This window comes from Prevotella sp. (assembly GCF_051059605.1).
Taxonomy (GTDB): Bacteria; Bacteroidota; Bacteroidia; order Bacteroidales; family Bacteroidaceae; genus Prevotella.
Genome location: NZ_CP050883.1, coordinates 273891 through 295965 on the forward strand (window position 1 = coordinate 273891; position 22075 = coordinate 295965).

The following is a 22075-nucleotide window of genomic DNA, read 5'->3' on the forward strand; positions in this document are numbered from 1 at the left end:
ATGAGTAGTTTTAAGGAATTGTTACAGGCATCTTTTAAGTCAAATGATACAGAAGAGTGGTTGGATGTGCATTTTACACGTCCAATAGGATTGGTATTTGCATTGTTTTGGAATAAACTTAACGTGCATCCAAACACCATTACTGTATTATCAATATTCTTAGGCGTTGCTGCTGGATACATGTTCTATTATCCCGATACTCAACATAATATAATGGGAGTCGTACTGCTTATGTTCGCCAATTTCTGTGATTCTACAGACGGACAGATGGCAAGACTCACAGGTAAGAAGACATTGATAGGAAGAATGCTGGATGGATTTTCTGGCGATGTATGGTTTGCCTGCATATATTTGGCGATAGCATTCAGATTGATGAATGATAATATTCCAAACACGGATATGAAATGGGGTGTATGGATTTGGGCAGTGATAGTGGTTGCAGGTATTCTGTGCCATTCTCCACAAAGTTCTTTATCAGATTATTACCGTCAGATACATTTGTTCTTCTTGAAAGGAAAGAGTGGAAGCGAACTTGATAGTTATGAAGGACAGAAAAAGGTGTTGGCAGATTTGCCTGCAAAAGGATCATTCTGGGCACGCATCTTTTATTCAAACTATGCTAAGTATTGTCACAGTCAGGAAAAGCGTACACCTGAATTCCAAAAGTTCTTTAAACAATGGAATGGAATGGCTGACAAAGAGGAATACAAAGAAAAGAGAGAACTGGTTAAGAATGAGTTCCTTGCTGGTTCACGCCCTCTGATGCCATACACAAACTTATTGACATTCAATCTCAGAGCGATTGTATGCTATGTTTCATGTCTTATAAATCATCCTTGGATTTATCCGATGTTTGAGATTGTTGTAATGAGTTTCATGTATATTTATATGCACAGTAAGCACGAAAAGATGTGCGCATCACTTACCGATAAATTGAAATAAATATGATAAAAGGATACATATTTGACTACGGAGGTACTCTAGATACAGAGGGACACCATTGGGGAAAGGTGCTGTGGCACTCATACCAAAGACAAAACGTGCCTGTTACCGAGGAACAGTTTCGTGAAGCTTACGTCTATGGTGAACGCACTTTGGGTAATGTGCCTATAATAAAGCCAAACTATACTTTTTACAAGACATTGGACACAAAGCTTAGGCTGGAGATGGAATATATATGCAGCTCAGGATTTTGGGATGCAGGAGAAGACGAGATGAATCGTATGCACAAGGCTGTACTTGATGATGTATATTCAGAGGTGAAGATGGTTACAGACCATAGCCGGGATGTGCTTGAAAAACTTAATGCTAATTATCCAATGGTGCTTGTAAGCAATTTCTATGGCAATGTTGGTGTGGTTCTTAAAGAATTTAAGTTAGACCATCTGTTTCTTGCCATCGTAGAAAGTGCAGTTGTGGGAATTCGCAAGCCTGATCCACGTATATATAAATTGGGTGTTGAAGAGCTTGGACTACAACCTGATGAAGTAGTTGTTGTTGGCGACAGCTTTTATAAAGATATAGAACCCGCAAACAAGATAGGTTGTAAGACGATTTGGTTTAAGGGTGAAGGATGGACGGATAAAGTATATGATGAAACTTTGCCAGATAGGATAATAACAGATATTGCCCAAATATTACAATAGGAAAAAGATTAAGGATGAAAGGACTATACAGGACATACGCAACTATTCTGCTTTTGCTTATAACATCATTTGCAAAAGCGCAGATTATAGGTGTTGTCACCGATGCAATAACCGGTGATACCATATCGTATCCAAGTGCTTCGTATAAAGGACAACATATTGCTGTCAGCGGTGATGTATTCGGAAAGTTTGTTATCGAATACCACAATGGCTGGCCACTTACTATAAGCGCTGTGGGATATCAGTCAAAGATTTATAACCTGAAAGCTGATCAGCATGACCTGCTGCATGTGAAGTTGAAACCCGACACAAAAACATTAAAGGAAGTCGTGGTTAAGACAAAGAAAAAACGATACACCAGAAAGGAAAACCCTGCTGTAGAGTTGATGAAACGTGTGATAGCTGCTAAGCATAAAACCGATTTGAGTAATCATGATTATTATCAGTATAATAAATATCAGAAGATTACTTTGGCGGTAAACGATATTCAAAAAGCTGATATTGACAGTGGATTCTTTTCAAAGAAGCAATGGCTTATAGACCAGATTGAGACAAGTCCTTATAATCATAAACTGATATTGCCTTTATCTGTTGATGAGACCGTTTCACAACATATTTACAGAAAGGATCCGAAGAACGAGAAAGATATTATTATTGGTCAGCAAAGTAACGGAATAAATCAGTTGCTGGAGACAGGCGACATCCTTAATACAACATTGAAAGATGTGTTTACTGATGTCAACTTGTATGATGACCAAATACGTCTGCTTCAATATCCGTTTACAAGTCCAATCGGTAAGAGTGCCATCGATTTCTACAGATACTACATTGAAGACACTGTATATGTGGATCGTGATTTGTGTTATCATCTACAATTCATACCGAATAATCAGCAGGATTTTGGATTCCGTGGTGAACTGTATGTCTTGGCAGATTCTTCATTGCATGTGAAAAGATGCGAACTAACCATACCAAAGCGCAGCGATGTGAATTTTGTGGAAAATCTTAATGTGACACAGGAATACACAAAACTGCCAAACGGAGAATGGGCGTTGAGCGTTGACGACATGATAGTTGAAATGAAGGTCGCAAGCTTCTTGTCTAAAATGCTCGTAACACGAACGACAAGACTCAGTGACTATGCGTTTGATCCGTTGCCGAAACAATTGTTCAAGGGTAAAGCTGCAACTAAGCGTGAGTCAAATGCAATGATGCGTGATGAGGCTTTCTGGAATCAATATCGTACAGTGGGACTCACGAAAGGAGAGAGCGGTATGGATGCTTTCATACATCGTATAGAGCAACAGAAAGGATTTAAGTATATAATATTCGGTGTCAAGGCATTAGTAGAGAACTTTGTGGAAACTGGTGACATCAATCACCCTAGTAAGGTAGATATTGGTCCGGTAAACACAATGATTACATCAAACTTTATTGACGGACTGCGTACACGTTTAAGTGCACAGACAACAGCCAATCTGAATAAGAATCTATTCTTCTCTGGATATTTTGCACGTGGTTGGGACAGTAAAAAGAACTATTATGAAGGAACTGTCACATATTCTTTCAACAAGAAGGATTATCTGCCACGAGAATTTCCAAAGAGAACTATAACACTGTCTTCAACGTATGATATCATGTCACCGTCTGACAAGTTTGTCCAAACAGATAAGGATAATGTGTTTACCGCTTTCAAATGGGCTACGGTAGATAAGATGATGTTCTACAATACTCAGCGGCTCGATTTTGAATGGGAGTCTGAATGGGGTTTGAAAACCACTTTAGGCTTGAAAACTGAAGAGAATGAAGCCGCTGGTCGTTTGTTCTTCATACCGTTAAGTGGTATGAGTGATGCTAATAAGACTCTGGTAGAACAGCTAAGAGATCTTGATAACAGTCAGGTGGGTAAATATATCCATAATGGAAAAATGCGCACGACTGAACTTAATTTGGGATTCCAACTATCACCGGGACGTACATATATCAATACAAAGCAGCGTCGTATACCTATAAATCTAGATGCACCTGTATTCTCTTTGAACCATACTATGGGAGTCAAAGGATTGCTTGGAGGCGACTACACTTATAACTTTACTGAGGCTGGTATCTATAAGCGCTTTTGGATGAACAGTTGGGGAAAGATTGATATGTATGCAAAAGCAGGAGCACAATGGAATAAAGTTCCTTATCCGTTGCTTATAATGCCAGCTGCCAACTTGAGTTATATTGTTGAGGATGAAACCTTCAATTTGATAAACAATATGGAATTCCTTAATGACCGTTATGCGAGTCTTGACGTGAGTTGGGACCTTAATGGAAAGATATTCAACAGGATTCCTCTACTCAAGAAATTGAAATGGCGTGAGTATATCGGTGTAAAGACTTTATGGGGAAAACTTACAGACAAGAATAATCCAATGTTGCCACAGAATGCAATGGACAATACTTTGATGGCTTTCCCTGAAGGATGTTATGTAATGGATCCTAATAGACCATACGTGGAACTTGTTGCCGGAATACATAATATCTTTAAGATAATGCATGTGGAATATGTTCATAGATGTAATTACACCGGACTTCCTACTGCACAGAAAGATGGAATAAGGTTTATGCTAAGAATGACATTCTAACAATAGAAAAAATGACAAATATAAATTAAATATTTGTCATTTTTCATTTATTTTACTTACATTTGCACTAAAATGTAAGCAAATATGAGAATTCTGTTAGCTGACAAGCAAGATATTACACGTGCAGGACTGATGTATATTATTGATTCCATGGATAATGTGGAATACAAATATACAGAAGATAAGGCAGAACTTTTAGTAGCGTTGAATGAAGATCAAGATTGTGTAGTAATTTTGGACTATACGATGTTTGATATCAATGATGCTGCTGAACTAGGAATAATTAATCAGCGTTTCACAAAGACGCGTTGGATTATATTCAGTGAAGATTTGAGTATTGATTTCACAAGACTTATTATTGCTACATCTACAAAGTTTAGTATATTGCTTAAAGAAAGTAGTATGCAGGAGATAAATGAAGCTATATGGTTTGCTATAAATGGCAATCGCTTTATCTGCCAGCGAATGACAGAGATGTTGCTTGCTCCAAATAAATTAGAAGAGGAGATTGTTCTCACTAAAACTGAAACTGAAATTCTGAAAGAGATTGCTTTGGGAATGACAACAAAAGAAATAGCTGAGAAACGTATCTCTAGTTTCCATACAATTAATACCCATAGAAAAAATATATTCAGAAAATTAGGAGTGAATAATGTGCATGAAGCAACAAAGTATGCATTGAGAGCGGGACTAGTAGATTCTGCCGAATACTATATATAATTGAATTAGAATATATATAAATAAAAAAGGTTTAAAATTGTCTCACGACAATCATAAACCGTACATTTTCTAACTAACTTATTATCAACTATTCATTACTCATTAAAATTCTGATACAAATTTAATACTTTTTTTGTCTAGTTGTTATTATTTAGCCCTAAAAAACAACGTAAACGTTTGCGCATCTGCATTAAATTTGTACTTTTGCATTTGGCAGAAATATTAGAATAGAAATAACCTTCAAATATAATAATGAAACAACGTAGAATTTCTTTAAAGGATCTTGCGGACGAACTTGGTGTTAGTATTGCAACCGTATCTCGTGCATTGAGGAATAGCCACGAGGTAGGAGATGATATGAAGCAGAAAGTAAAAGATTTGGCTAAGAAATTAAATTATCGCCCAAATCCTTTTGCGCAGAGTTTGCGAAAAGAGGCTCCAAGAGTTATTGGGGTAATTGTGCCTAATCTGGTCACTCATTATTATGCTGCTGTGCTTGATGGAATAGAGGATTTTGCCTCAAGAGCCGGATATTCTGTTATTAGTGCAAACAGTCATGAAAGTTGTGAAATGGAGAAGAGAGCTATTGATAATTTTATTTCAATGCATGTTGAAGGTATAATAGCATGTCTAGCACAAGACACAGTAGACTATACGCATTTCGAACAATTGTATGAAATGGGTATACCAGTTGTATTCTTTGCACGTACATGTCTTCCAGAAAAGTTCTCTCAGGTTGTAGGCAATGGTGATGAAGCTGCTCAGGTTGCAACTTGTCATCTCATAGAAACAGGCTCGAAGAGAATAGCTTTTGTTGGTGGACCAAATCATCTTGATATGGTGCGTAGACGTAAACATGGGTATCTTGAGGCGCTTCGTGAAAAAGGATTGCCGATAGAAAGAGACCTAGTGATATGTGATAAGATCGATTTTGATGTAGCCAGACAAGCAACAATAAAACTTTTGCAGAGTGAAAATCGCCCTGATGCAATACTTGCTTTTAATGATATTGTGACTTATGCTGCTTTTGATGCAATAAAGGAATGTGGACTTTCTATTCCAGACGATGTCGCAATTATTGGGTTTACTGATGGTGACTCGGCGGCTTTTGTTACTCCAAAACTCAGTGCTATAATGGACCAGGCACATGTGCAAGGTAATAAAAGTTGTGAATTGCTAATGAGAAATATCAATGGTGACCAAACAATATATAAAGAAATTGTACCAATGATATTGAAAATACGTGAAAGCTCAGAAAAACATTGATTCTTAGCTTCATATCAATTACCTAATATGTAGTTTATAGAAACATTTTATACAGTTGTAGATACTATTTGGTACAACTTTGAAAACATATAAACGTTAATATTTTTGTAGTTTTGTTTAAATTTGCAATATGAAAAACTGGTAATAATCAGTTATCATGAATAACTAATACTTTAAATTATCAAATTTAACCAAAAACACAAAGTAACTATGAGAAAAACATTTCTTATGTGTTGCAAGAATCTCAATTTTTGCAAGATTGCGTTAGTAGTATTTATGCTATCTTCCGCAATTAATCTCTGCGCTAAAACTTTTGTAGGAAAGGTTTTGTCCCTTTCTGATAATGCACCTCTTATTGGTGCAACAGTTGTAGTGCAGGGTAAGCAGGGCGGAACAATTACCGACCTTGATGGTAATTTTTCAATAGAAGCTAATGACGGGCAGACTCTCGTTGTGAGCTACATTGGTTATATCACTCAAAATGTAAAAGTGAGTGGTGATAACATTACGGTTAGTCTTAAGGAAAAGGCAAATTCACTCAATGATGTTGTTGTAATAGGTTATGGCGTTCAGAAGAAAAAGCTTGTAACAGGTGCTAACATCAATGTGAAGGGTGAAGACATTGCAAAGTTAAATACTTCGAATCCTTTGCAAGCTCTTCAGGGACAGACTCCTGGTATGACAATTATATCACAGTCTGGTCAGCCAGGTTCTGGTCTCAAGGTTAATATCCGTGGTATGGGTACTATAAATGGTAGCGATCCTCTTTATATCATAGATGGTATACGAGGCGATATTGGTTCCTTAAATCCTAGTGATATAGAAAGTATTGATGTGTTGAAGGATGCAGCATCTGCTGCGATATATGGATCACAGTCTGCAAATGGTGTTGTCTTAATTACTACCAAAAGTGGTAAGGAGGGTAGAACTAGTAGTAATGAAGGAAAAGCCATTGTCAGTTTTGATGGTTATATGGGATGGCAGAACAAACCTCGCTCAATAGATATGCTGAATGCAAACGAGTATAAGGAAATTCTTGACGAACAGGCTGTAAACTCAGGTAAATTGCCTTATGATTGGAATTCATATAAGGGAATATATAATTCTGACGGTAGCTTAATCAATACAGATTGGGTTGACCAAATGTTTAAGAAAAATGCTAAAACAGATTCTTATAATGTTGGGATAACTGGTGGTAGCAGTGCTGGAAATTATGCTCTTTCTTTAGGTTATATGAATCAAGAAGGTATTGTTGGTGGATCGGATGTTAGTAACTATGAACGTTACAATTTCCGTGTAAATTCTGACTGGAAGGTTAAGCCTTGGCTTAAAGTTGGTGAACAGGTCAGTTTTGTATATACAAAGAATAAAGGAATTCAAGTAGGAAATTCTTATAATAATAGTCTTCGTGGAGCTTTTGGTATGTCACCTTTTATTCCTGTATATGGAGCAGGACAATACGGAAGTCCTTATTATGCTACTGATAATATGGATTGGACAGATCTTCAAGGAATGGGAAATCCTTATGGTTTGATGATGACAAATACTAACAATCAGACTAATGCGGCTCGCTTTACAGGAAATATATATGCTGAGGCTGAGATTATTCATAACTTGAAATTCCGTACAGTTGTAGGTTATGAGTATTATTCTTCAGACTTTAGAAGTTTCACTCCGTTATATCATTTCAGTGCATATAGCCAAAATATTAATCAGACGCGTGTCAGTCAGAGTGCAAGCCATAATCAACAGATTACATGGACAAATACATTAAGTTATGACTGGAAAATTAAAGATCATAGTTTTAATGCACTTCTTGGTACTGAAAGCTATCAGTTTTGGGGTGTTGGCGTAGGTAGTTCTCAAGGAATTCTTAAAAATGGATTTGCTGATTGGTCACATGCTTACGTAAGTAATGGAACTGCATCTACTCCAGAGGACGGATTAAGTGCAAGTGGTTCTCCTGCTCTTAATCAACGTATGTTCTCATATTTTGGAAGACTTGGTTGGAACTTAAAAGAAACATATATGTTGAATGTTACATTACGTGCTGATGCATCAAGTAAATTTGCGCGTGGTAGCAGATGGGGATGGTTTCCTTCAATAAGTGGTGGTTGGATTCTTTCTAACGAAAAGTTTTGGAAACCAGTTTCTCATGTATTCGACTATTTCAAACTTCGTGCAAGTTGGGGACAGGTAGGTAACCAAAATATAGGTGACCTTATGTATGTAAGTCCAATAACAACAAGTGGAGTATATTACCTTTTCGGAAATAAATACGGTGCTACAGCACAGGCAAACTATTATGGAGCATATGAAAGTCGTCTGGCTAATGAAAAAATAAAATGGGAAACTTCTGAACAGACTGATTTAGGTTTTGACGCTCGTGCGATAAATGGCAAATTGAATATAAACTTTGATTGGTATTATAAGAAAACAAAGGATTGGTTGGTTGTAGCTCCAATTCTTGCTACTGCTGGAACTGGTGCACCTTATATTAATGGTGGTGATGTGAAAAACACTGGTTTTGAACTAGGACTAGGTTGGAATGATAAAATCGGTAAGGACTTTAACTATTATGTAAATGTTAATGGTGCTTTTAATCATAATAAAGTGGGCAATATTCCTACAGAAGACGGTATTATTCATGGAACTGATGGCAACGGACAGTTGTATGACAATTCTACAGAATTCTATCGTGCTAGTAATGGCGAACCAATTGGTTACTTCTGGGGATATAAAACTGCAGGAATTTTCCAGAATAAGGATGATATAAAGCAATGGATAGCTGCCGGAAACGGAGTTCTTCAGAGTGATGTTCAGCCTGGTGATGTAAAATATTATGATGTAAACCATGATGGTACAATTAATGATAAGGATAAAGTAAACCTAGGTAATGGTATGCCAGACTTCACTTACGGATTTTCTTTGGGATTTGACTGGAAAGGCCTAGACTTCAGTGTTACCGCAAATGGTATGGCTGGAAATGACATCGTGCAGAGTTATCGTAACGTTGGTGTTAAAACAGCCAATTATACAACAGAAGTTCTTAGGCGATGGACGGGAGAAGGAACTTCAAATTATTATCCTCGTGTAACAGAATCTAATATTAACTGGCAGTTCTCGGATTTGTTTATTCATGATGGTGATTTCCTTAGAATAAGTAATATCACACTAGGATATGATTTCGCTAAGATGTTGAAGACCAATATTTTCTCTCAAGCACGCCTTTACTTACAGGTTCAGAATGCTTTTACATTTACAAAGTATAATGGAATGGATCCTGAAGTAGGGTATGGTGTAAATAGTTGGGCTTCTGGTGTAGATCTTGGTTATTATCCACGCCCACGAACATTCCTTATAGGTATAAATCTTAAATTCTAATATTAAAGGAATATTAATATGAAAACAAATAAAATAATTATAGCAGTTTTTGGTATTCTTATTTCAAGTGGGCTTTCTTCATGCAGTGAAAGCTGGCTTGACGTAGATTCAAAGACCGATAGTAACTCAGGAAACTTTTATAAGTCTCAGGAAGACGGACTTCGCTCACTTTATGCTTGTTATGATGGATGGCAACGCACGATATCAAGCGGACCTACTTTTACGTTGTATCAATTAACCGAAACTATGAGTGATGAATGTTTTGGTGGTACTGGTAACAATGATGGTAGGAATACACAGGCGATAGATCGTTTCGATATGAATCAAGCTCCATCATATACTGATATGCACAGTAGTTTGTGGACACTTTATTATGCTTCTGTGTTTCGATGCAATGAATTTCTTGATAAAGCAGAAAATATTACATGGGATAATGATAGTATAAAGTCTGTATATCTAGGAGAAACTCATGCTATACGCGGTATATGCTATTTTGATATGGTACGCACATGGGAGAACATACCTCTTATTATTCATGCGACACAGGATAATGTTGCTCAAGCTGTACCAAATGATGTATATGCTCAGATTGTTACAGATTTAAAGTTTGCTGCAGATAATATTCCTGCAAAGGCTTACCCAAAGGCTCAATCAGCATCTAATGACGGGCATATAACAAAGTATGCTGCAGAAGCTATGCTTGCAAGAGTGTATCTTTTCTATGATGGATATTATAATGGAAATAAAGGTGCAGATATGCCTGGTGGTTTAACAAAGACGCAGGCTCTTGCTTATTGTGAAGATGTAATAAAGAGTGGTGAGTTTGGATTAGTTACACGTTTTAAAGATCTATGGCCTGCTTCTTCTGATGACAAAACTGGTAACTATTTAGATCATTGGGTTGACAAGTCCTCTTATGCTGGCGTAGGCAATAAAGAGACTGTGCTTTCTATGAAGTTCAATTATACTGCTGATTACAATGGCAATAATGATGGTAACCGTTTTGTGGTTATGTTAGGTTTACGTACAAATGCTAATGTTTATAACCGTTATGGCCAGGGATGGGGAGCCATGACTGTAACTACAAAACAGGCTGCAGCCTATGGACCTGGAGATTCTCGTCGTCAGGCTTCAATCATAGATTGTCAGCAATTGACAAATTACGAAAAGTCATATTTAGCAGATCAACGTGAATATACAGGTTACGCAATCAAGAAATATACTCCTTTAAGTAAAAATATGACAGGTGATGATGGAAAGACTAGCCTTGTTTCATATCTACAAGGTGATATGGCTGGTGACTTTCAGATTTCACAATATCAGGATTGGGTACTTGTTCGTTATTCTGATGTCCTCCTTATGGCAGCTGAATTAGGTAGTACTAATGCACAGACATATTTTGATGATGTGCGCAAACGTGCTTACACTCTAGATGATGGAACCTTGAGTGGAAACTATGTAAGTTTGTCTGCTACTCGTGAAAATATATGGAATGAGCGTAAAAAAGAATTTGCCTTTGAAGGATTACGCTATTGGGATGAACTTCGTCAGGGTTTACAGTCAGCCTCTACTCAGATTGCAGAAAGTAATACTGTAGTATTGAGCGGTGGTGTAAAGGAATATGTAAACATTGCAGCACAGGACATTATCAATAAACGTGGTTTCTGTCAGATTCCTATTACTCAGATTACACTTAGTAATGGAGTTTTAAAGCAGAATCCTGGATGGTAATCTTTTGTTAAAAAAGTAATAATTAATGTAGATTAAAACATTTTGATTCAATATGAAAATCAATAAATATATATATTCGCTAGCAGCTTTTGTCATGATTTTATTTATGGCTGGTTGTTCTCCGGACGAGTATAGTCTGGGCGATAAAGATCTGACATCTGATGATTTAGTCGAAGGACTAGCCTATTCTGTAACACCCGATGCCAAAAATCCTAATATTATAGTAGTAAAGAGTTTATTGCCAAGTAATTATTCTGTTACATTCGATACCCCACAAGGCAGATATAACAGCAATGAGGTTACTCTTAAAATACCTTTTAGTGGAACTTATAAGGTACGTGTCGGTGCAGAAACTCGTGGCGGTTTCTTATGGGGACCAAACTCTGAGTTCAAAATAGACAATTTCTATGCAAACTTCGTTAATGATCCATTATGGGCAAAGATTAGTGGAGGAGTCGGTAAGTCTAAACGTTGGAAGTTGGACATTGACGCTAATAAAGTAACAAAGCATTCTGATCTTTGGGCTGGCCCTTTAGGTTTCTGGGGTACAGACGATGGATGGAATACATGTATGCTAGGGCAAAAGGGAACAGGCGATAATTGGAATTGGACACCAGATATAGTTGGTAATCCTTGGGTAATGAAGGCTATGGATCATGGTTATATGGAATTTGATCTTATAGATGGTGCTCATGTAACTGTATATAATGCTGAGACAGGTAAAACTATGAAAGGTACCTACATGCTTGATACAGATAATCATACAATTACTTTCAGTGATGCCCAGCTTTTACATAATTCAGAGCATGACGCTGTTGCTACGAATTGGAGTACTAATCTAAAACTGTTTGGATTAGATAATGACCGTCTTCAAATTGCATCTCTTCGTGATCACTCTTCAGATGGACCTTGCAGGCTGTGCTATAATTTTGTTTCTCAGGATTACTGGGATAATTGGACACCAGGAAATACAGGATCAACAAATGTTACTCCAAATTTGGAAAAAGGATGGAAGAACTTAGTACTTAATTCTAGTAACAGAGAGATTACTTATAAGTTGGCTACAGAAGACGAGGGAGATGCCATTGATTATTGTAATCTTGATGGAACACAAAAGAAGATTGGTATAAAAGCTAATGATAACATTGCGGATGCAACTCTTGTTATTTATTATGGAGAGTCTGCTGAAAAACAGACGTATACCTATACTTCTACAGATGGAACTATCATAAAAGGAACTTTTACATTAAGTGATGATGGTATCTTTACTTTCTCTAATGGTTTAGGAAATACTTCGCTTGCACCAAGTTTCAATATGAGTACCAACGCCGACAACACATTGCGTGTTTTATCTGTTTCTCATGATGATTATAATGGAACTCTCAAGAATCTTTGGTTGGGCAAGAGTTGTGTTGACGATCAAGGGAATGTTATTCAGTATCAGGGGTATCATTGGGTAGCTCAAAATGCTGGAGCTGTAAAGGTGAAAAAATATACTTCATTACTTAATCTGAATAATAATTCAAGTTGGACACTTACAACGAGTGACAAAGTTTTTGTGCAAGGTGAAGGTGAATATACATTTACAGTAAACGAATCTCGCAGTGACGTGAACCTTATGTATCTTCAGGTTGACGGTATACTCAAAGATCATCCTAATGCCGATGTAATTATTAAGAGTATAAAAGTTGATGGTAAGGATGTTGCTTTTGATGATAATACTAACATTATAAGATGTATTGATGATGGAAAAGAAGAAACTGCAAAATATAATGCACGTCGCTATTTCATGAATCCATGGAATCTTTCTTCAACAATGGATCCTTCTCTCTTTGTTCATACCAAGAGCTTGAGTATAACCGTTCAGGTAGTTTATGATGCAGGAGAAGTAAAGATAAAATAATGTAACCCGTAAAATAATCGCAATTATGAAAATTAAATATTTTGCAAGTGTAATGATTATGGCTATTAGCTTTGCGACGCTCGTTTCGTGTAGTGACGAAGATGATTACAGCATTGCTACCGGTGATATCGTTACTACAGTTGAAACTGGTGATGCAGCAGTGACAGCAAAATCAGCAATTACAACAGGTCGTGTTCTGGATTTAACAAAACAGAATTCTGCCTCGTATAGTATAGGTGTGGTATATAGTACTAACCCTGATCCTACTACTGCAGGAACAAAAGCTTCAGGCTCAATAGACTCTGTGGGGGTGGTGACGACTAATCTGAATGGTCTGACAAAGGGTACAATATATTATTATGCAACATATGTTACTCTTGAAGGTAAAGTTACCAAATATGGTGATGTTAAGAGTTTTGTTGCTACCGACGCAAAGATTGCTACAGGTGGAGCAACTGGAATAACCGCAACAAAAGCTACTATAACAGCTCAGACTACTGGTCTTGACGGAATTATGGTCGAGGGAACAACAGAGATGCATTACGGATTCAAAATATCGTCCTCTGAGCTTAATGTGCAGAAGGGAGTTGATTATCCAATAACTGCAACTAGTAATAACATATCTCAAGTTCTCACAGGACTTATTCCTGGTATGACATACTATTATACTTCTTATTTCCAGCTCGGAGATGGCTTAGTGTATGGTGATACTAAGAGTTTTAAAGCAGAAAAACAAAACATGGAGTATGTTGATTTAGGCTTGTCTGTGCTTTGGGCAAAATGCAATATTGGTGCAGAGGAAGAACAGGAGACGGGTGCTCTTGTTGGATATGGTGACAAAACAGGACTGAATAGAAGTGAATATCTTCTTGATTATTCACCTACAGGTGATATCTTTGGTACAGAGAATGATATTGTTAACGCTGCTGATATTGATGGTAATGCAATAATGAACAGTACAATGCCGACAAAGGCACAAATGGATGAATTGATTGCAGGTACCACACAGGAAGTAAAAACAGTAAATGGTGTTACAGGTGTGTTATTTAAAGCAAAAAACGGTAATAGTATCTTCATGCCATATACCGGTTATCGTAATGCTTCTACAATTAATGGCGCAGGAACTGAAGGCCTTTATTGGACAGGTTCTAACTATTCTATAGCTACAGATTATAGTAATACTCTTAAGCTTTCTTCAGGAAACGCAACTTCTGGTTTGTCTAAGCGCAGCCTTGGCTTGGCTGTACGCTCTGTTAGGCTGTCACCAGTAATAAAACCTAATTCTGATAAACTGATAGTTGGTGATATAGAAAGTAATGGCAATCTTCGTATAGAACTTTATAATCAATATGGTAGTTCCGCAAAGGATCCTAGCATAAATCCTTCTCAGGTGAAGTTCTCTAAAAATATGGTAGTTACATTCAAAATTACAGGTATTAAAGATAACCTCAAGCCTAGTGCTGCAGCAAGTCATATCGCAGGTTTGGAATATGCTGATGCAGATTGGAGCCCTTCACATTTCAGTAAGTTTCCAGGTGATAAATACGATGCAAACGTAACTGGTGATGGTACATATACTGTATGGATGGAAACATCATCTGCTGCTGAGGGTGCAATGGTATTCTGTGTTGATATTGCAAATTTAAGTAATGATCTTCTTGATCCTTCACAGGTAAAAGTCGACGTTGAAAGTATTAAATTTGATGTAGACCCAAGTTTTGAAATGGATTATTCAAATACAGTTTTTGCAAATAAAGATGGTAAAGGTATTGATGGACGTATTGAGATATACAATGAATATGGAAGTACCAAAACCGCAGGAACTAATGCGTCAGCGTTGTCTTTCGTTGGTAACATGATTGTAAACTTTACTATCAGTGGTATTGATGGAAATCTAATTGACGGAGCTTCTAAGAGTTATCTTACAGAACTTAGTTATGCTGATGCTGATTGGAGTCCGTCATATTGGGGTGGTAGCACTTTTGGACGTACTACAGTAACTGGTGATGGTACATATACTGTGTTTGCCTCTATCAATGGTGACGCTAAAGGTGCTGTTGTATGGACTATAGAGTTGTATAACCTTTGGAAAGAACTTTCTGATCCTTCAAAAGTTAAAGTGCATATCAATTCTGTTACAGTCCCAGGTAAAAACTAATTATGTGTATGAAAAATAATAAAATTATTAATATACTAATCATGGCTTTAGCCATGATTAGTCTTACTTCTTGTTCTAAAGATGATAGTGATAGTATAGTTAATACACAATTTACTATTTCTAAGTCTGAACTTCAATTTTCTAAAACTGGTGGTGATACCTACCTTTATGTTCAAGCAAAAGAACAACCCACACTTACTTCGAGCGCAAGTTGGGTGAAGGTTACGCAACAGACATCTGAGTCTAAGACAGTTTATAAGTTCCTTGTTTCTACTGAAAAGAATTCGGAGTATAATGATAGGACTGCTACTATATCTGTAGCTGCAGGTTCTGAAACTGGTGTTGTGTCTATCAGCGAAACCTCAACAGAAGGCTTGATAATTACGTCATCAAAAGTGGTTTCTGTTGGTTCTGATGCTAGTAATTTTGATGTTAAACTTCAAGCTAATAATGCATATATTGTTACTGTTGGTTCTGACTGGTTAACCGAAGTTACTACTCGCGCAAACATGAAAGATTATACTCATCAGTTTGTCGCTAGTAAAAATATAGGTAGTGCTCGTTCAGGACAGATCAGTTTTACATTGACAAAAGGCGATGTTAGCATAACTGAGGCTGTTATTGTCAATCAAGATGCAGGAACACAGGTTAGTGACATGAACCTTTCTGCTATGGAAGTAGCTAAGTTAATGTATCCTGGTTGGAATTTAGGTAACACAATGGAAGGTGGCGATTTCAAAAACAACTTTACTAATAATGGTGGTGTTAGTGCTGAAACATCATGGCAGTCAACAAAAACCACTCAAAAAATCATCGATTTTGTTAAGGCACAAGGCTTTAAAAGTATTCGTATTCCTGTTTCTTGGGTTATGGGGCATATCGTAGATGCTGATAATATGACTATTGATGAAGCCTGGGTGAACAGGGTAAAAGAAATCGTAAACTACTGTGTTGCCGATGGTCTGTATGTCATCATTAATGACCACTGGGATGGCGGTTGGATAGAGGTAGATGGTTTTAGTGCATCACGTGATAGTTATATAGCTGTAGACGAGGCTACTATTGTCTCAAAATCAGACAAATTGAAGAAACTTTGGACTAACATAGCTAATGCCTTTAAGGATTATGATGAGCATGTTGTTTTTGCAGGACTCAATGAACCTTTCCAAGAATATAATTTGTTTAATACTCATCATAAGGAATTAACCCCTATATTGGAGCGTTATAATCAGGCATTTGTTGATGCTGTTAGAAGTACAGGTGGAAACAATACCTCACGTGTATTAGTTGTTCAAGGTCCGAGTACTAATATAAGTTCTACATGTAGTTATCTTACTATGCCTACAGATAGTAAGCCTGAAAGATTAATGGTCGAAGTACATTATTATGATCCATGGAATTTTACAAGCGGTCAAGTTGATACGTGGAATGATGCAGCATCAGTAAAAGCTCAGTTTGAAAGTATGAAGACCAACTTTGTTGATAAAAAAATACCTGTTATTGTTGGAGAGTGTGGCGCAAATTGGCAGAAAGATAATACTACTTTTAATGCTACACTTAAGTCATGGTATAAGACTGTTTTCCAATATGCTGGTGATTGTGGTCTTGTACCTTTTGCTTGGGATATTAATAGTTGTAGTATTCCAAATATGAGTATTATAAATCGCAGTTCGATATCTCTTTGGAATACTCCTGCTATGGGGGGAATTTCCGAAGGAGTGTCTTCTGCAAAATGGCCTAACTAATAAAATACTATGTTCAGGACGATTTTTATATGTGCATTATTAGCGTTGATGTTCGTTTCATGTGGCAATAAGAACAATAAACTTGTTGTTACGGGTAATGAAAAAGAAAGAGTAATTTTGGGTGATACTTCTGAAATTAAGGAAAAGAAGTATGTCTCTTCTTTTAAGTCAGTTGATATATCTTGCGCTTCGACTGTAGATATAAAAATCGGTCATGAATATAGTGTTATTATAGATGGTCAAAAAGCTTATGTGGATGCTCAACGGGTAGTGTCTGATAATGGAATTTTGAAATTATCGTTTGATTCAGATTATCCTGTGAAAAAAAGTACACATGTAGTTATTACAACCCCCTATCTTGATGGTCTTAAATTATCAGGATGTGGGATGGTGACAGTACATGGAAATGATATTAATGTAAAGACATTTTCCCTAGATCTTGATAAAATAAACGTTGTAAAAATTAATTCTAAAATAATTTCACATAGGACAGATGCTACTATTAATAATTCGATGTTTACAAGTATTATGACTGATTGTGATGAATTATTTTTGAATACTAACAAAGTTTCTCATGTACAGATTCTGGGGAAAGTGAAACATTATAGGTATATTGGTGGTGAAAAACGGAATATTGGTATGAAAAAAACTTAGTTTGATTTGGAATTAAACGAAAAACTATATATCTTTGCGAACTAATAGTATATAATATATACACATGAAGCACTTACTAGCAGTTTTAGCAATACTTATATCTAGCATCTCCTGTTTTACCATTAAAGCACAAAATAATGTTAGCTTTCTTCGTTTAGGAACCCATCAAGGCTTATCAAATAGTCAAGTCAATTGTGTTTTTAAAGATTCAAAAGGTTATATCTGGTTTGGAACACAATCTGGATTAGATCGTTTTGACGGTTTTAGATTCAAAAACTTTTTTTATAAATATGGCAATGATCTTTCATTGCCTAATAATGCTGTTGACCGTATTCAGGAAGATATCAATGGAAATCTTTGGATTCACACTGCTGTTGGGTATTGCGTTTATATGAGTGATACCGAAAATTTCAATCCAAGTTCTAATCAACTTATGCAGACAATGGGAATGAATGGAACTGCTGACTGGGTGGAAATAGATTCACATAAAAATATGTGGGTGGCAGTTAATGGACGAGGTGTTTATTATAATAAGGCTGGTCAAAACAAATCTTTTTTATTCAAACAGAATGGTAATGGATCTTCTGTTTTGCCTTCTGGAATGGTGTCGTGTATTACAGAATGTAAAGGTGGTGTTATTATCACTTATAATAATGGTATATTGGCTAAACTGTCAAGTAAAAATCTTAAGGTTGAATGGGTGAATAAAAGCCTTTTTAATTTGCATAAAGGTGCTTTGATGTCTCATAGTACATATGTTGATTTCTATGGTAATATTTGGGTTTCATATTTAGGACATACTGTTGTATGGAGCTTAAAATACAAAAAGTGGTATGCTTCAGTTTCGCAGTTAATAAATGAATTTGGTATTAAGGGAGTTAACTGCAATAATATATTAGTCAAAGATCTTGTAACTGACAATATTGGTAGGATATGGATAGCAACAGATCATGACGGAATGTTAATGCTTGATACACGTAATCATATTAGTGAGTCATATAAATATGACAAAACTAATTCTGGGAGTATTCCTGATAATACAATACAAAATCTGTTTCTTGATAATAATGGTGCGTTATGGATAGGCACATATAAGAATGGAGTAGCATTTTATTCAGCCGAAGATTCAAAATTCTCTACTATATATTTAGGTGATGTCTGCACTATAGTGGAAGATAATTCTGGTAATCTTTGGTGTGGAACAAATAATGAAGGAATTGTTGTATATAATCCTCTTACAGGTGTAATGCATCATTATAGAAGTGGAGAAACAGGACTTGGTTCTGATGCAGTGATAAGCAGTACCATCGCTAAGGATGGGTCTTTGTGGTTTGGTACATTCAATGGAGGAATGACTCATTATAAGGATGGTCGTTTCACTCCTTATCGTGCTACGGGAAAGCCTAATTCTCTTGCTAATGATAATGTTTGGGCTTTAGAAACTGATGCTAATGGCAATATCGTTATTGCAACCCTTGGTGGTGGTTTGCAGTTTTTAAATACTCTTTCCGGTAAGTTTACTACTTATAACAGCCATAATTCAGGTTTACTTTCCGATTTTATATTATCTATTTCTTTTGATGGAGAGGGTAATATCGTAATAGGAAATGCACAAAGCTTTTCGGTGTTAGATATAAAAACTCGAAAGATTACCAAATACAACACGACACGTTCCGGGCATTTATTTTCAGCATCATCAATAAATCAGATATTAGTTGATTCACGTGGAATTGTATGGAATGCTTCGGCTTCAGGTCTTTCTTCTTATGAGTCAAAAGGTGATTTGTTGAATGAAATATCCCTTTTCCCTGGTTCGCAGAGTTTTGTGGCTTGTTCTCTAATAGAGGATTTAGCCAATACAATTTGGGTGGCTACGGATAAGGGTGTTTCTCATATCGTATTAACAAACGAGGATGGTAAATGGAATTATTTTGTCACAAATTATAATGAAATAGATGGTTTGCAAAACAGGCAGTTTAATAGCCGAGCCATTTTTCTGTGTCATAATGGTAACGTTGTGGTAGGCGGTCAGGATGGTATAAATATAATTCCACCACAAAAAACTAAAAGAAGTTCTAGGCAATCACGTGCATTGTTTGCCGGTTTTGTACTTTATGACAAGCCTGTTGATGTAGGAGAGAAAAGCGACGGAAGGGTAATTCTGCATAAGGCATTGCGTGACGGAGGTTCCTTGACGCTAAATCATTCTGACGATGCCTTTACGATATTGCTTGCATCTGACAATGTTTCAATACCAGAAAAGAGCAAATTTCTTTATCGTTTGAAAGGATTCAGTGACAAATGGATGCTTACCGCTGATGGACAGCCTGCTGTGTCGTTTACCAATCTTTCTTCGGGTGATTATAAACTTGAGGTAAAAGTTGTAAACCGTGACGGAACACAAAGTGATGTAGTTAGCACACTAGATATTCATGTAAATCCTCCTTTTTATCTTTCAATATGGGCGATACTATTTTATATAGTCTTCATTGCTGTGTTATTGTATTATGCTAAGATTATATTTCTTAGAAGACAAAAGGAAAAATTCATGATAGAACAGGTAAAGAGAGATGCTGAACAAAGTAAGCACCTTGATGAGATGAAACTTAATTTCTTTACTAATGTAAGCCATGAGTTGCGCACTCCAATAACTCTCATTATTTCACCATTGAATAACATGATAAAAAATGAGACTGACGGTGACAATAAGAATATGTTGGAACTTATTCAGCGAAATGCAACAAGGCTGCTCAATATGGTAAATCAGATATTGGATTTCCGCAAGATGGATGAAAATCAGCAGCAACTGAATCTGCTTACAGGTGATATAGTGGAATTCGTTAAGAACATTTGTAATACTTTTAACCAACTGGTAAGTAAGGATATTACGCTTACATTCTATTCATCTGTTGGTTATCTCTTCATGTCTTTTGATGATGACAAGATAGGAAAGATAATGAACAATCTTCTGTCTAATGCATATAAGTTCACGCCATCTGGAGGACGTATTGATGTTTCAATGCGTGTTATATATAATAACGATTCTGAAGGAACGAAAGAAGATATGCTTGAAATTAAGGTAAGTGACACTGGTGAAGGTATTGATGACGAAGAGAAGAAGCATGTCTTTGACCGTTTCTATCAGGTTCATTCAGAGAAAGGACAAACCTATGGCGGTAGTGGTATTGGTTTGAGTCTTGTTAAGACGTTTGTTGATATGCATGGCGGAACATTGTCTGTTTCAGATAATCCAGGTGGAGGTGCTGTTTTTGTTATTTATCTTCCTATACATAATGATTCTATACAGTCAGTAGTTCGGACTGAAGAACTTTCTGAAAAAAGCAACGAAGAAGTTAGATTGGTTTTAAATCATGATGAAAAGAATGTCAACAAAAAGGATATTCCTGCAATACCAGTATATGCAAGCCTTGCAAAATCAGATGTTCTTGTTGTTGATGATTCTGATGATTTTCTATCGTTTATGACAGAGGTCTTGTCGACCGATTATAATGTCAGAGTCGCTCATAATGGTATAGAGGCACTTAAACTCGTGGCTGAAAAGAAACCAGACATAATTTTATCGGATGTGATGATGCCAGAAATGGATGGAAATCAACTTTGCAGAGAATTGAAGTCTGATGTAAATACCAGTGGCATTCCATTTATAATTCTTACTGCTAGGATGGCTCAGGAGCATAAGATCGAAGGATTAGAAAATGGTGCTGATGATTATATCACCAAACCTTTTAATATGGACTTGCTAAACTTGAAAATACAGAACCTCATTAAATGGCATAAGGGACCAAGACAGAAACTTATCAAACCTAAAATAAAGCAACTGGAGATTACTTCTGTCGACCAGCAAATGGTTAATGATGCTACAAAGTATGTTGAGGATAATCTCGACAATACCGATATAAGTGTAGAGACGTTAAGTGCTGACCTAAATATGTCACGCGTGCAGTTATATAAACGATTATTGTCAGTAACCGGTACAACCCCTTCTGAGTTTATTCGTACCATCAGGTTGCAGCATGCAGAACAGTTATTAAGGCAAAGTCAGCAAGGTGTAAGTGAAATCGCTTATAAGGTAGGATTTAATAATCCACGCTATTTTTCAAAGTACTTTACTGAGATGTATGGAGTTACTCCTTCTCAGTATAAACATAAGTTTGAAAAGGATAGATAACATTATATATACGTTTTTGAAACATTTAAACAGGGTTGTGATAAGATAG

At 36.4% G+C, this 22075-nt stretch carries 12 protein-coding genes; all 12 read left to right on the top strand.

Annotated elements, in window-relative coordinates; translation table 11 throughout:
• The 12 genes from HEQ28_RS01105 to HEQ28_RS01160 all read left to right on the top strand — a co-directional run bounded on the left by HEQ28_RS01105 (position 1) and on the right by HEQ28_RS01160 (position 22026).
• A complete protein-coding gene (locus tag HEQ28_RS01105) occupies positions 1–942 on the top strand; it encodes a CDP-alcohol phosphatidyltransferase family protein (RefSeq protein ID WP_434503355.1) in 942 nt (313 codons plus the stop codon).
• A 2-nt stretch (positions 943–944) separates the two neighbouring features.
• The gene (locus HEQ28_RS01110; protein WP_434503356.1) at positions 945–1646 is read left to right on the top strand and encodes an HAD family hydrolase; all 702 of its coding nucleotides are present in this window, start codon (positions 945–947) and stop codon (positions 1644–1646) included.
• Between the two features lie 14 nt (positions 1647–1660).
• Positions 1661–4276 carry a DUF5686 family protein gene (locus tag HEQ28_RS01115; RefSeq protein ID WP_434503357.1) on the top strand — a complete coding sequence of 872 codons (2616 nt, stop codon included), beginning with the start codon at positions 1661–1663 and terminating at the stop codon, positions 4274–4276.
• Positions 4277–4360: 84 nt separating this feature from the next.
• A complete protein-coding gene (locus HEQ28_RS01120) occupies positions 4361–4996 on the top strand; it encodes a response regulator transcription factor (protein ID WP_434503358.1) in 636 nt (211 codons plus the stop codon).
• A 252-nt stretch (positions 4997–5248) separates the two neighbouring features.
• The gene (locus HEQ28_RS01125; protein WP_434503359.1) at positions 5249–6262 is read left to right on the top strand and encodes a LacI family DNA-binding transcriptional regulator; all 1014 of its coding nucleotides are present in this window, start codon (positions 5249–5251) and stop codon (positions 6260–6262) included.
• Between the two features lie 210 nt (positions 6263–6472).
• Positions 6473–9646, top strand: a complete 3174-nt coding sequence (locus HEQ28_RS01130; RefSeq protein ID WP_434503360.1) for a SusC/RagA family TonB-linked outer membrane protein — start codon at positions 6473–6475, stop codon at positions 9644–9646.
• 18 nt (positions 9647–9664) lie between these two features.
• Positions 9665–11377, top strand: coding sequence for a RagB/SusD family nutrient uptake outer membrane protein (locus tag HEQ28_RS01135; RefSeq protein ID WP_434503361.1), 1713 nt, complete (start codon positions 9665–9667; stop codon positions 11375–11377).
• Positions 11378–11429: 52 nt separating this feature from the next.
• On the top strand, positions 11430–13280 hold the full coding sequence (locus tag HEQ28_RS01140) for a hypothetical protein (protein WP_434503362.1): 1851 nt from the start codon (positions 11430–11432) through the stop codon (positions 13278–13280).
• A gap of 25 nt (positions 13281–13305) precedes the next feature.
• Positions 13306–15438: a hypothetical protein gene (locus tag HEQ28_RS01145; RefSeq protein WP_434503363.1), complete on the top strand. Its 2133-nt coding sequence runs from the start codon at positions 13306–13308 to the stop codon at positions 15436–15438.
• 8 nt (positions 15439–15446) lie between these two features.
• A complete protein-coding gene (locus HEQ28_RS01150; protein WP_434503364.1) occupies positions 15447–17183 on the top strand; it encodes a cellulase family glycosylhydrolase in 1737 nt (578 codons plus the stop codon).
• Between the two features lie 48 nt (positions 17184–17231).
• Positions 17232–17837: a GIN domain-containing protein gene (locus HEQ28_RS01155; RefSeq protein WP_434503365.1), complete on the top strand. Its 606-nt coding sequence runs from the start codon at positions 17232–17234 to the stop codon at positions 17835–17837.
• A 64-nt stretch (positions 17838–17901) separates the two neighbouring features.
• The gene (locus HEQ28_RS01160; protein ID WP_434503366.1) at positions 17902–22026 is read left to right on the top strand and encodes a hybrid sensor histidine kinase/response regulator transcription factor; all 4125 of its coding nucleotides are present in this window, start codon (positions 17902–17904) and stop codon (positions 22024–22026) included.
• Positions 22027–22075 lie beyond the last annotated feature (49 nt).

Bases quoted from the DNA above. Each gene is read 5' to 3' on its own strand.
- HEQ28_RS01105 (WP_434503355.1), top strand. From the start codon at position 1: ATGAGTAGTTTTAAGGAATTGTTACAGGCATCTTTTAAGTCAAATGAT.
- HEQ28_RS01110 (WP_434503356.1), top strand. From the start codon at position 945: ATGATAAAAGGATACATATTTGACTACGGAGGTACTCTAGATACAGAG.
- HEQ28_RS01115 (WP_434503357.1), top strand. From the start codon at position 1,661: ATGAAAGGACTATACAGGACATACGCAACTATTCTGCTTTTGCTTATA.
- HEQ28_RS01120 (WP_434503358.1), top strand. From the start codon at position 4,361: ATGAGAATTCTGTTAGCTGACAAGCAAGATATTACACGTGCAGGACTG.
- HEQ28_RS01125 (WP_434503359.1), top strand. From the start codon at position 5,249: ATGAAACAACGTAGAATTTCTTTAAAGGATCTTGCGGACGAACTTGGT.
- HEQ28_RS01130 (WP_434503360.1), top strand. From the start codon at position 6,473: ATGAGAAAAACATTTCTTATGTGTTGCAAGAATCTCAATTTTTGCAAG.
- HEQ28_RS01135 (WP_434503361.1), top strand. From the start codon at position 9,665: ATGAAAACAAATAAAATAATTATAGCAGTTTTTGGTATTCTTATTTCA.
- HEQ28_RS01140 (WP_434503362.1), top strand. From the start codon at position 11,430: ATGAAAATCAATAAATATATATATTCGCTAGCAGCTTTTGTCATGATT.
- HEQ28_RS01145 (WP_434503363.1), top strand. From the start codon at position 13,306: ATGAAAATTAAATATTTTGCAAGTGTAATGATTATGGCTATTAGCTTT.
- HEQ28_RS01150 (WP_434503364.1), top strand. From the start codon at position 15,447: ATGAAAAATAATAAAATTATTAATATACTAATCATGGCTTTAGCCATG.
- HEQ28_RS01155 (WP_434503365.1), top strand. From the start codon at position 17,232: ATGTTCGTTTCATGTGGCAATAAGAACAATAAACTTGTTGTTACGGGT.
- HEQ28_RS01160 (WP_434503366.1), top strand. From the start codon at position 17,902: ATGAAGCACTTACTAGCAGTTTTAGCAATACTTATATCTAGCATCTCC.